The organism is Pseudomonas sp. P5_B3 (assembly GCF_056400405.1).
The window spans coordinates 22,920-33,048 of sequence record NZ_JBFULI010000059.1; the positions used below are offsets into that span (position 1 = coordinate 22,920).

At 61.8% G+C, this 10,129-nt stretch carries 13 protein-coding genes and 1 pseudogene; 9 read left to right on the forward strand and 5 right to left on the reverse strand.

Annotated elements, in window-relative coordinates; genetic code table 11:
* Window positions 1–3: 3 nt before the first annotated feature.
* The 8 genes from AC1DRN_RS25570 to AC1DRN_RS25605 all read left to right on the forward strand — a co-directional run bounded on the left by AC1DRN_RS25570 (window position 4) and on the right by AC1DRN_RS25605 (window position 6,061).
* Window positions 4–1,395, forward strand: a complete 1,392-nt coding sequence (locus AC1DRN_RS25570) for an aldehyde dehydrogenase family protein (protein ID WP_223463652.1) — start codon at window positions 4–6, stop codon at window positions 1,393–1,395.
* A gap of 3 nt (window positions 1,396–1,398) precedes the next feature.
* Window positions 1,399–2,559 carry an iron-containing alcohol dehydrogenase gene (locus tag AC1DRN_RS25575; protein ID WP_223463651.1) on the forward strand — a complete coding sequence of 387 codons (1,161 nt, stop codon included), beginning with the start codon at window positions 1,399–1,401 and terminating at the stop codon, window positions 2,557–2,559.
* Between the two features lie 17 nt (window positions 2,560–2,576).
* Window positions 2,577–2,720: a hypothetical protein gene (locus AC1DRN_RS25580; protein ID WP_223463650.1), complete on the forward strand. Its 144-nt coding sequence runs from the start codon at window positions 2,577–2,579 to the stop codon at window positions 2,718–2,720.
* A 13-nt stretch (window positions 2,721–2,733) separates the two neighbouring features.
* The gene (locus tag AC1DRN_RS25585) at window positions 2,734–4,287 is read left to right on the forward strand and encodes an amino acid permease (RefSeq protein WP_223463649.1); all 1,554 of its coding nucleotides are present in this window, start codon (window positions 2,734–2,736) and stop codon (window positions 4,285–4,287) included.
* A 216-nt stretch (window positions 4,288–4,503) separates the two neighbouring features.
* Window positions 4,504–4,794 carry a DUF7693 family protein gene (locus AC1DRN_RS25590; protein WP_223463648.1) on the forward strand — a complete coding sequence of 97 codons (291 nt, stop codon included), beginning with the start codon at window positions 4,504–4,506 and terminating at the stop codon, window positions 4,792–4,794.
* An 81-nt stretch (window positions 4,795–4,875) separates the two neighbouring features.
* On the forward strand, window positions 4,876–5,448 hold the full coding sequence (locus tag AC1DRN_RS25595; RefSeq protein ID WP_223463647.1) for a chorismate mutase: 573 nt from the start codon (window positions 4,876–4,878) through the stop codon (window positions 5,446–5,448).
* A 6-nt stretch (window positions 5,449–5,454) separates the two neighbouring features.
* Window positions 5,455–5,586 (forward strand): hypothetical protein, encoded by a 132-nt coding sequence (locus AC1DRN_RS25600; RefSeq protein ID WP_263289944.1) that lies wholly within the window; start codon window positions 5,455–5,457, stop codon window positions 5,584–5,586.
* A gap of 46 nt (window positions 5,587–5,632) precedes the next feature.
* Entirely contained in the window at window positions 5,633–6,061 is a 429-nt protein-coding gene (locus AC1DRN_RS25605; protein WP_223463646.1) for a nuclear transport factor 2 family protein, read from the forward strand.
* A gap of 213 nt (window positions 6,062–6,274) precedes the next feature.
* On the opposite strand, the gene AC1DRN_RS25610 is transcribed toward AC1DRN_RS25605, so the two are convergent.
* From AC1DRN_RS25610 to AC1DRN_RS25625, 4 genes are all read right to left on the reverse strand, one after another.
* Complete coding sequence (locus AC1DRN_RS25610) at window positions 6,275–6,664, reverse strand: c-type cytochrome (RefSeq protein WP_223463645.1); 390 nt, start codon at window positions 6,662–6,664, stop codon at window positions 6,275–6,277.
* A gap of 189 nt (window positions 6,665–6,853) precedes the next feature.
* A complete protein-coding gene (locus tag AC1DRN_RS25615; protein ID WP_223463644.1) occupies window positions 6,854–7,249 on the reverse strand; it encodes a DUF1801 domain-containing protein in 396 nt (131 codons plus the stop codon).
* Between the two features lie 62 nt (window positions 7,250–7,311).
* The gene (locus tag AC1DRN_RS25620) at window positions 7,312–7,755 is read right to left on the reverse strand and encodes an arsenate reductase ArsC (RefSeq protein ID WP_223463643.1); all 444 of its coding nucleotides are present in this window, start codon (window positions 7,753–7,755) and stop codon (window positions 7,312–7,314) included.
* Window positions 7,756–7,778: 23 nt separating this feature from the next.
* Window positions 7,779–8,708: a Ppx/GppA family phosphatase gene (locus tag AC1DRN_RS25625; protein ID WP_223463642.1), complete on the reverse strand. Its 930-nt coding sequence runs from the start codon at window positions 8,706–8,708 to the stop codon at window positions 7,779–7,781.
* A gap of 177 nt (window positions 8,709–8,885) precedes the next feature.
* On the opposite strand from AC1DRN_RS25625, the gene ppk2 reads away from it, so the two are divergent.
* A complete protein-coding gene (ppk2, locus tag AC1DRN_RS25630) occupies window positions 8,886–9,803 on the forward strand; it encodes a polyphosphate kinase 2 (protein WP_223463641.1) in 918 nt (305 codons plus the stop codon).
* Between the two features lie 144 nt (window positions 9,804–9,947).
* On the opposite strand, the pseudogene AC1DRN_RS25635 reads toward ppk2, so the two are convergent.
* Window positions 9,948–10,129 (reverse strand): annotated as a pseudogene (locus tag AC1DRN_RS25635) (polyphosphate kinase 2); the annotation flags it as partial.

Below are 10,129 nucleotides of genomic sequence, written 5' to 3' on the forward strand. Positions count from 1 at the left end.
ACCATGAAAGATAAGATCAAGATCATTTCCCCGGTCGATGGCCGGGTCTACGCCGAGCGTCACTGCACCAATATGGTCCAGCTCGATCAAGCGCTGAAAGCGGCAGCCGCCGCCCAGGCGCAATGGCAACGCCGACCACTGAGCGAACGCGCGGCGTTGTGCAGCGCTGCGGTGGACGCGATGCTCGCCATGACCACTGAAATCGTCCCGGAACTGGCTTGGCAAATGGGTCGACCGGTGTGTTTTGGCGCCGGCGAGCTGCGCGGTTTCGAGGAGCGCGCCCGGCATATGATCGCCATTGCGCCGCAAGCGCTGGCCGCTGTCGAGCCCGCGCCCGCAGCGGGCTTTCGCCGCTATATCAAACGCGAACCGCTGGGCACGGTGTTGGTGATCGCTCCGTGGAATTACCCGTACCTGACCGCGGTGAACACGATCATCCCGGCGCTGATGGCAGGCAACAGCGTAATCCTCAAGCACGCGTCGCAAACCCTGCTGGTGGGCGAGCGTTTTGCCGAGGCCTTTCGCCGCGCGAATCTGCCTGAAGGGCTGTTCCAGAACCTGGTGCTCAGTCATCTCTACACCGCTGCCGTCATCGTTTCCGGAGAGGTACAGCAGGTGAACTTCACCGGCTCGGTAGAGGCTGGCAAGGAAGTACAACACGCTACCTTCGCCAGCTTTCTCGGCATGGGCCTGGAGCTCGGTGGTAAAGACCCGGCCTACGTTCGGGCAGATGCCAATCTTGAGCACGCGGTGGAGAATCTGGTCGATGGCAGCTTCTTCAATTCCGGACAAAGCTGCTGCGCCGTGGAGCGCATCTACGTCGATCAGAAAATCTATCCGGCGTTTGTCGAACGCTTCGCCGCCCTGACCCGCCAATACGTGCTGGGCAATCCGCTGGACCCCACCACCACCCTCGGCCCGCTGGTTTCGCCGGCCGCCGCTGACTTTGTTCGCGGGCAGATTGCCGATGCGCTGGCCCAGGGCGCCAAAGCGCTGATCGATCCGCAGGCATTTCCCGCCGACGTACCGGGCAGCGCCTACCTCGCACCGCAAGTCCTGGTCGATGTCACTCATCAAATGTCGGTCATGCGCGACGAAAGCTTTGGCCCGGTGGTCGGCATCATGCCGGTGGCCAGCGATGAAGAAGCCATCGCCTTGATGAACGACAGTGAGTTCGGGCTCAGCGCTTCCATCTGGACCCGGGACCTCGCCGCGGCCGAACGCCTGGGCAATGAGATCGCCACCGGCACGGTTTTCATGAACCGCTGCGATTACCTGGACCCGGCTCTGGCCTGGACCGGCGTGAAGAACAGCGGGCGCGGCGTCACCCTGTCGCCACTGGGCTACGAGCACCTGACCCGGGCCAAATCCTTTCATCTGCGTCACGAGGTGTAGACCATGAACCTGACAGGAAACTGGAACTACCCCACGAGCGTTCGTTTCGGTGTCGGGCGCATCGCCGAACTGGCCGACGTCTGTCGCAGCCAGGGCATCCAGCGCCCCTTGCTGGTGACCGACAGTGGCCTGGCGCGCGCGCCGATCACCACGGCGGCGCTGGACGCGTTGCGCGCCGCCGGTCTTGGCGTGGCGCTGTTCTGTGATCTCAAGCCCAATCCGGTGGAAGCCAACCTGGCCGGAGGGCTCGACGCCTGGCGTGCCGGCCAGCACGATGGCGTGATCGCGTTCGGCGGCGGCAGTGGCCTGGACATGGGCAAGCTCATTGCCTTCATGAGCGGCCAGACCCGCCCGGTCTGGGATTTCGAAGACATCGGCGACTACTGGACCCGCGCCGACGACAGCCGCATCGCCCCGGTCATTGCCGTGCCGACCACGGCGGGAACCGGTTCCGAAGTCGGTCGTGCGGCGGTGATCATCGACGAGCGTACCCACACCAAACGCATCATCTTCCACCCGAAAATGATGCCGCGCGTGGTGATCAGCGACCCGGCCCTCACGGTCGGCATGCCGGCGAAAATAACCGCCGGCACCGGCATGGACGCGTTATCCCATTGCCTGGAAGCGTACTGCGCCCCCGGTTTTCACCCGTTGGCCGATGGCATTGCCGTGGAAGGCATGCGCCTGGTGGCCAACTCTCTGGTGAAGGCGGTACACATGCCGTCGGACCTCGAGGCGCGCGCGCAAATGCTCGCGGCGGCGGCGATGGGCGCCACTGCATTCCAGAAAGGCCTGGGCGGGATGCACGCGCTCTCGCATCCGGTGGGCGCGCTGTACGACACCCATCACGGCATGACCAATGCCACCTTCATGCCCTATGTCCTGCAGTTCAATCGTACGGCCATCGAGGAGCGCATCACCCGCCTGGCGGCGTACCTGCGCCTGCCCTCACCCGGCTTCGACAGTTTCATGGCCTTCGTCCTCAAGCTACGCAAGGACATCGGCGTGCCCCATACCCTGGTTGAACTGGGCGTGGATGACCGGCAAGCCGACCTGATCGCGGACATGGCGATAGTCGACCCCTCCGCTGGCGGCAACCCGTTGCCATTGACCCGGGACGGTGTGGCAAGGATTTTCGACGCGGCATTTCACGGCCGTCTGTAGGAGCGAGCCTGCTCGCGATGAACGTCAACGATGACGCGGGGAGCCTGACACCCCGCGTCATCCTCAAGTCCATCGTCGGAACGCCGCCCGGAGCAGGCTCGCTCCTACAGAAAACCAAGGTCGAGCCTACGGCGGCTCAGTTCGGCCTGTCCAAAACCTGAAGGGGCACACATCATGAACCCAGCAAGCCAGCCGGGCACCGAAGCGCAAGACAATGACGTCAAGGTGCTGCACAGCATGGGCTATGCCCAGCAACTCTCACGACGAATGGGGGTTTTCTCCAACTTTGCGATTTCCTTTTCGATCATCTGCATCCTCTCGGGTGGCATCAACTCGCTGGCCCAGGGCACCTCGGGCGCGGGGGGCATCTCCATCGGCATCGGCTGGCCGATCGGCTGCCTGATCTCCGGGGTATTCGCCATGGCCATGGCGCAGATTTCCTCGGCCTACCCCACCGCTGGCGGGCTGTACCACTGGGGCTCGATTCTCGGTAACCGCTTCACTGGCTGGCTGACCGCGTGGTTCAACCTGCTGGGGCTGGTCACGGTTCTGGGCGCAATCAACGTCGGTACCTATTACTTCTTTTTCGGCGCCTTCGGACCGGCTCTGGGCATGGAGGACACGACCACGGTCCGGGTGATTTTCCTGGCGATCCTCACCGGCCTGCAGGCCTTGTGCAACCACTTGGGCATCGGCCTGACGGCAAAGCTCACCGACTTCTCCGGCTACCTGATCTTCGCCACGGCGCTGGCCCTGACCATCGTCTGCCTGATGTCGGCGCCCAGCTACGAATTCGCGCGGTTGTGGACCTTCAACAACTATTCCGGCGAGGTGGGCGGCAGCGTCTGGCCGCAGGTCTCCAACGGCTGGATTTTCATGCTCGGCCTGCTGTTGCCGATCTACACCATCACCGGCTACGACGCCTCTGCGCATACCTCCGAGGAAACCCGCAACGCGGCCATGTCGGTGCCGCGCGGCATGGTCATGTCGGTGGTCTGGTCGTTGCTGTTCGGCTGGCTGATGCTCAGCGCGTTCGTGCTGATGCTGCCGAGCATGGACGAGGCGGCCAAGCAAGGCTGGAACGTGTTTTTCTGGGCGATGAACACCCAGGTCAACCCGACATTGAAGCTTGCGCTTTACGTGGCGATTTTCATCTCGCAGGTGCTCTGCGGGCTGGCCACTGTCACCTCGGTTTCGCGCATGATCTTCGCCTTCTCCCGGGACGGCGGCCTGCCCTGCTCCAAAGCCCTGGCCTCGGTCTCATCGACCCATCGCAGCCCGGTCGCGGCGATCTGGACCGGTGCCACCCTCGCGGTGTTGTTCGACTGGGGATCGTCGGTGATCTCCGTCGGGGCAACACCGGTCTATACGATCGTGGTGTCCTGCACGGTGATCTTCCTGTTCTTCTCCTTCGCCATTCCCATCGTGCTCGGCCTGTTTACCTTTGGGACTGCGAAGTGGCCGACCATGGGGCCGTGGAACATGGGCCGTTTCTGGTACTCGGTGTTCGCCATTCTCTCGATCCTGTCGATGATCATCATTTTCGTCATCGGCATCCAGCCACCGAACGATTGGGCGCTGTACATCACCATCGGCTTCCTGGTGCTGACCGCCATCGTCTGGTTCGGTTTTGAAGCGCGGCGGTTCCAGGGGCCGCCGGTGGGCGACATGATCGTCAAGCGCCAGGCTGAAATTGCTGCGGCGGAAGCGGCGTTGGACCGCAAATAGCGCGAGCAATGAGTAACCTGTGGGAGCGAGCTTGCTCGCGATGGCGGACTGTCAGGCACCCCTTGTGTGACTGTCCAACCGTCATCGCGAGCAAGCTCGCTCCCACAAGGTTTGTGGTGTTCCAACGATTGACTGACTGGAATTAGCCGCATCTGCCGGGCTTTTTTGTATGGCAATGATTTATCCTGTGCCTGCGACTTCACCCCGGAGACACCTGTGCCCGCCCTCACCGCCCGCGAGGTTTATCAGCAATTGCGTGATGCCGCCCAGGGCATTCGCACAGTCCAGCGTCTTGATGATCAATACGCGTCGCGCCCTGTGGAAGTCGACATCGACGGCTGGCGCCTGACCCTCGAAGTCGACGCCGGTCACTTGCGCCACTGCCTGCACGGCCAAAGCCCCGATGGCCGCGAGTATGCGTTCGACAGCGGGCAGCGCTTCGGTACCGACCCGGTGAGTTTGCTCAGCACCTGGGAGCTGGCGCAGATTGAGCGGCTGCTGGCCTGAATCCTTCGCAACCTGTCGTTCCCTGGCTGCACTTGTGATACACAAGCCGGAGTGATTTCAGCGTCCAAGGAGGTTCTGCCCATGCCCCGCTCCTCTCGCCTGCCGTACTGGCTGGCCTGCACCCTGCTCGGCTTGTTCGCTGGCTGTGTGCAAGCAGACACGCCGCCCCCCGCACCTGATGCCTTGCAACCCTTGCTGGCGACGATGAATGAGCGGTTGTACATCAGTGAGCAGGTGGCGCTGACCAAGTGGGACAGCGGCAAACCGGTCCAGGACAACGCCCGGGAAGCGCAAGTCATCGCCAACGCGCGCGCGCAAGCCACCCAGCGCAAGCTCGACCCCGACGATGTCGCCGACCTGATCGCCGCCCAGATCGAAGCCAGCAAACTGGTGCAATACGGCCGGCTCGCGCAATGGCAAGCGGCGCACAAAGCACCGGACACGCCACGGCCGGACCTCATTAACGACATCCGGCCCAAGCTCGACAAGCTGCAAAATCTGCTGCTCCAGCAGTACGCCGATTTCCTGCCCTACCGCAAAGACCCGAACTGCCCGCAATGGCTGGCCACCGAACGCTCCGCGCTGATCAAGGATTACCTGCATGAGCAGGCGATGATTCGTGCGACCGGGGAGCTGTGTATTGCAGGGCGATAACCTCAAATGAGCCACACTGAAACCCTCGCCAAAATACGCCTCGGTCCGATGTTGCTGTTGCAGGGCCTGCACACGCGGCGGATGACGCCCGAGCCGGGCTTGATGGCCAGCAATGGGCCGACGATGCCGCCAGGGTGATCGACCAACGCTTTCGCACCACAACAATAAAAAACAGGAGTTGAAGATGTCCGAGCTGAACCTGAACCCCAATGTCGCAGCGTCCCTGAAGCAGTGGCATGCGATGATCGGCAACCGCGACTTGAGCGGCTTGCCTGAATTGCTCGATCCGCAGGCGGTGTTCCGTTCGCCAATGGCACACACGCCGTATCCCGGGGCGCCAGTGGTGTCGATGATCCTCAACACGGTCATGAACGTGTTCGAGGACTTTGCCTATCACCGCGAACTGGCGACGGCGGACGGCTTGAACGTGATTCTCGAATTCAGCGCCAAAGTCGGCGAGAAAGAGCTCAAGGGCATCGACATGATCCGCTTCAACGAACAGGGCAGGATTGTCGAGTTTGAAGTGATGGTGCGGCCGCTCAGTGGCTTGCAGGCGCTGGGTGAGGAAATGGGGCGGCGCCTCGGTGCTTATCTGAAAGCCAGCAAGGCCTGACTTCCTGATTCACCCAAAATCCCTGTAGGAGCGAGCCTGCTCGCGATGGCGGWGKGTCAGTCAATATGTTGTTCACTGACCCACCGCCATCGCGAGCAGGCTCGCTCCCACAGGTTTTGTGTAAAGCCTGGAATCGTCACACCATCGGCGCAGATTGCGTCGATGTCGAACTGCCCCCCTTGCGCTACGGGTAGAGTTCGGACAGCAGGTCGATCATTGCGCCGGGAAGGTTTGCAGGTAGGCCAGCAGGTCTTCGATTTTTTCCGGGTCGCTGAGGCCCCAGAAAATCATGCGGGTGCCGGGCACGACTTGCTTCGGCGCTTCGAGGTAGGCGATCAGGGTTTCGCGGTCCCAGACCAGGTTGGCGGACTTCATCGCGTCGGAATACACGTAGTCCGTGGTGACGGCGGAATGGCGACCAATCACGCCATTGAGCTGCGGGCCAAAGAAGGCGCGAGCCGATTCGCCGATCTGGTGGCAGCCGCTGCAGAGGCGTTTGAACACTTTTTCCCCGGCCTGGACATCGCCCGCAGCAAGGGTGGGAGTGCTGAGCAGGCCTGCGGTGAGCGCCAGGGCGAAGGTCAGGGCGGCGATTTTCTTCATGTTCCGTTTCCAGGCTGCGAGTGCTCGCTATTGGAACATGCCAGCTGAGGATATCCAAAACGGTCAGGTGGACACCGCCCAATGTAGGAGCGAGCCTGCTCGCGATTACGGTCTGTCAGGCACCTTTGATGTCGACTGGCACTCCCTCATCGCGAGCAGGCTCGCTCCCACAGGGTTCTGTGTACTGAGTTACTTTTTGGTTCGGGAGGTATTGAGCTCAATGGCTGCCTGAATCAACACCGTCAGCGCCGCTTCATCGATCCGCTCACCCTCGCGGATATCGATGGCACGCCGGGTATTGCCTTCCAGGCTTGCGTTGAACAATTTCGACGGATCATCCAGCGAAGCGCCCTTGGCGAAGGTCATCTTCACCACTTGCTTGTAGGTCTCGCCGGCGCAAATGATGCCGGCATGGGACCACACCGGCACGCCCCGCCACTTCCATTCTTCAATCACTTCGGGGTCGGCCTGGCGGATGATCTTGCGGACGTGGGCCAGGGTTTCGCCGCGCCAGTCGGCCAGTTCCCGGATTCGTTCGTCGATCAGCGTCGAGGCTTCGTTTGTTTCAACCTTTTCCGTTTTCATCACCGTTTCGACCCTCATCATGATGGTTGTGACCGATGAGGGTAGACGGTGTCCGAAGGTTTTCAGGAATCGCTGACTGACGGCGCCTGGGGCACGGGGCGGGTTTTCACGGTGACGAACATTTTGATGCGGTCGCCGATTTCCTGGAGGGTATGGCGGAACGGGTCGTGTCTTTCGCTGATGGTCGGGTCTTCGAAGCTCCAGACCATCACTTCACCGGTAAACGGCATGCGTGAGGCCTCTTCGGAGGACTTGTCGCACAGGGTGACGACGTAGTCGAACGCCTGGCCTTCGAAATCCTCGAGGGACTTGCTGCGCAAGCCGCTGGCATCGACACCGATGTGATCGAGGGATTCGAACGTGCGTGGATCGATCTCGCTGGCCTCGAGCCCGGCGCTGAAGGCCTGGAAGTCGTCAGGATCAATGTGACGCAACAGGGCTTCGGCCATGGGTGAACGGACATCGTTTCGGGCGCAGACAAACAGCACGCGACGGGGGTCGGTCATGGGTTTACCTCGGCTGGCGGACTTTAGTGTTTGTTCATCAATCCATGCAGCACGCCGAACCGCAGACCCGGCTCAGACGCAATCATATGCGTGATCCCGAACACCTTGAACGCCGCCAGCATCACCGCCAGGCCACCGGGCAAGATGCTCAGGCGATGGGTGGGCAAACCGGCCAACTTGAGGTGTTTCACATGTTTGACTTCCAGCAGGCGCAACGACAGGCGCAACAGGCCACCGTAGGTGATGCCGCTCTGGTGGTCATCATTCAAGCCATTGGCCTTGAGCACCTTGGCCAGCATCCGCGCCGTCCCGGAAGAACCGATCGCCTGCTGCCAGCCCATGGTGCGGTAACGGCGGGCAATGCGTTCGAATTGCACGGTGGCCGCGCGCTCGGCCTCCAGCAGCGCTTCGGCCACGATCCGCCCGCCATGGAAGTAACGCGCACCGAAGGTGCCGCTGCCGATGGCAATGCTCTCGGTGACCAGCAGCTGGTCGCCACGGCCGATGATCATCTCCGTGGAGCCACCGCCGATATCCACCACCAGCCGCATGGTTTGCGCCGGCAAGGTGTGGGCCACGCCGGCGTAGACCAGTTGCGCCTCTTCGTGACCGGAAATGACGTCGATGCGAAAGCCCAGGTGGCGTTCGGCACTGGCCAGGAACAGCGGCGCGTTGTCCGCTTCGCGTACCGCGCTGGTGGCCACCGCCCGCACGCGCCCGGCCTCGAAACCGCGCAGTTTCTTGCCGAATCGCGCCAGCGCCTGCCAGCCACGGTCCAGCGCCAACTCATCGAGCGCCCCGCCCTGCAGGCCTTCGGCCAGACGTACCGGTTCACGCAGGGTTTTCACTTCCTGGATGACCATCTGCTGGTTCCGTCTCACCGACTGGCCAATCATCAGGCGAAACGCATTGGAACCCAGGTCGATGGCGGCAAACAGCGGGGCGTCTTTCATAGGGGGTTCCTTGCACATTCATCTGCCGGCGGACTGGCGGCCGTCGGGTACTCAAGACGGATTGCGAGGATCTTGCCATGGCTTCGATGACACCCAGATGACACCGCCTGGCATCACCACTTCGTAACAAACTGTGACCAGGATCGGCCGTACCACCCATGACGCGAGTGTCTCACCATGCTTTCCAATCAGGACACCTTGATCCAGCGCATCCACCGCGAGCTGCTCGATATCAGTGACGAGGAGCTGGAACTGGAATTATTGGAAGACGGGCACAACCTGGACGCACTGTTCGATGAACACATCGAGGATGGCAGCGAGAAAGAAGCCCGACGTCGCTACTTCGCCGAACTGTTTCGCCTGCAAGGCGAACTGGTGAAACTGCAGAGTTGGGTGGTGAAAACCGGGCACAAGGTGGTGATCCTGTTCGAAGGCCGCGATGCCGCCGGCAAGGGTGGCGTGATCAAGCGCATCACCCAGCGCCTCAACCCTCGGGTCTGCCGGGTGGCCGCCCTGCCCGCGCCCAACGACCGCGAGCGCACGCAGTGGTATTTCCAGCGCTACGTATCGCACTTGCCCGCCGCCGGGGAAATCGTGCTGTTCGACCGCAGCTGGTACAACCGCGCCGGGGTCGAGAAGGTCATGGGGTTCTGCAATGACGACCAGTACGAAGAATTCTTCCGCACGGTGCCGGAATTCGAGCGCATGCTCGCCCGCTCCGGCATCCAGTTGATCAAGTACTGGTTCTCGATTTCCGACCAGGAACAGAACCTGCGCTTTCTCAGCCGCATTCACGATCCGCTCAAGCAGTGGAAGCTCAGCCCCATGGACCTGGAGTCGCGCCGTCGCTGGGAGGCCTATACCAAGGCCAAGGAAATCATGCTCGAGCGCACCCACATCGCCGAAGCGCCCTGGTGGGTGGTACAGGCCGACGACAAGAAGAAGGCCCGGCTCAACTGCATTCATCACCTGCTCAGCCAGATGCCTTATGAAGAAGTCGAGCTGCCGGTGATCGAATTGCCCCAACGCGAGCGCCAGAAAGACTATTCACGGGGGCCTGTACCGCAGGAAATCATCGTGCCGGAGATTTACTAAGGCTCAACACAAGACCTGTGGCGAGGGGGCTTGCCCCCGTTGGGTTGCGAAGCAGCCCCAGTATTTCCGATGTATCGAAGATCTTGTGAGTGCTGCGCACTCAAACGGGGGCAAGCCCCCTCGCCACAGGTCTTGTGTTGAGCCTTAGTAAATCTCCGGCACGATGATTTCCTGCGGTACAGGCCCCCGTGAATAGTCTTTCTGGCGCTCGCGTTGGGGCAATTCGATCACCGGCAGCTCGACTTCTTCATAAGGCATCTGGCTGAGCAGGTGATGAATGCAGTTGAGCCGGGCCTTCTTCTTGTCGTCGGCCTGTACCACCCACC

Excerpts from the sequence above, each read along its gene's own strand:
- AC1DRN_RS25625 (WP_223463642.1), bottom strand. The coding sequence starts at position 8,708 with ATGAAAGACGCCCCGCTGTTTGCCGCCATCGACCTGGGTTCCAATGCG.
- AC1DRN_RS25575 (WP_223463651.1), top strand. The coding sequence starts at position 1,399 with ATGAACCTGACAGGAAACTGGAACTACCCCACGAGCGTTCGTTTCGGT.
- AC1DRN_RS25615 (WP_223463644.1), bottom strand. The coding sequence starts at position 7,249 with ATGAAAACGGAAAAGGTTGAAACAAACGAAGCCTCGACGCTGATCGAC.
- AC1DRN_RS25620 (WP_223463643.1), bottom strand. The coding sequence starts at position 7,755 with ATGACCGACCCCCGTCGCGTGCTGTTTGTCTGCGCCCGAAACGATGTC.
- AC1DRN_RS25595 (WP_223463647.1), top strand. The coding sequence starts at position 4,876 with ATGCCCCGCTCCTCTCGCCTGCCGTACTGGCTGGCCTGCACCCTGCTC.
- ppk2 (WP_223463641.1), top strand. The coding sequence starts at position 8,886 with ATGCTTTCCAATCAGGACACCTTGATCCAGCGCATCCACCGCGAGCTG.
- AC1DRN_RS25610 (WP_223463645.1), bottom strand. The coding sequence starts at position 6,664 with ATGAAGAAAATCGCCGCCCTGACCTTCGCCCTGGCGCTCACCGCAGGC.
- AC1DRN_RS25580 (WP_223463650.1), top strand. The coding sequence starts at position 2,577 with ATGAACGTCAACGATGACGCGGGGAGCCTGACACCCCGCGTCATCCTC.
- AC1DRN_RS25605 (WP_223463646.1), top strand. The coding sequence starts at position 5,633 with ATGTCCGAGCTGAACCTGAACCCCAATGTCGCAGCGTCCCTGAAGCAG.
- AC1DRN_RS25600 (WP_263289944.1), top strand. The coding sequence starts at position 5,455 with ATGAGCCACACTGAAACCCTCGCCAAAATACGCCTCGGTCCGATGTTG.
- AC1DRN_RS25570 (WP_223463652.1), top strand. The coding sequence starts at position 4 with ATGAAAGATAAGATCAAGATCATTTCCCCGGTCGATGGCCGGGTCTAC.
- AC1DRN_RS25585 (WP_223463649.1), top strand. The coding sequence starts at position 2,734 with ATGAACCCAGCAAGCCAGCCGGGCACCGAAGCGCAAGACAATGACGTC.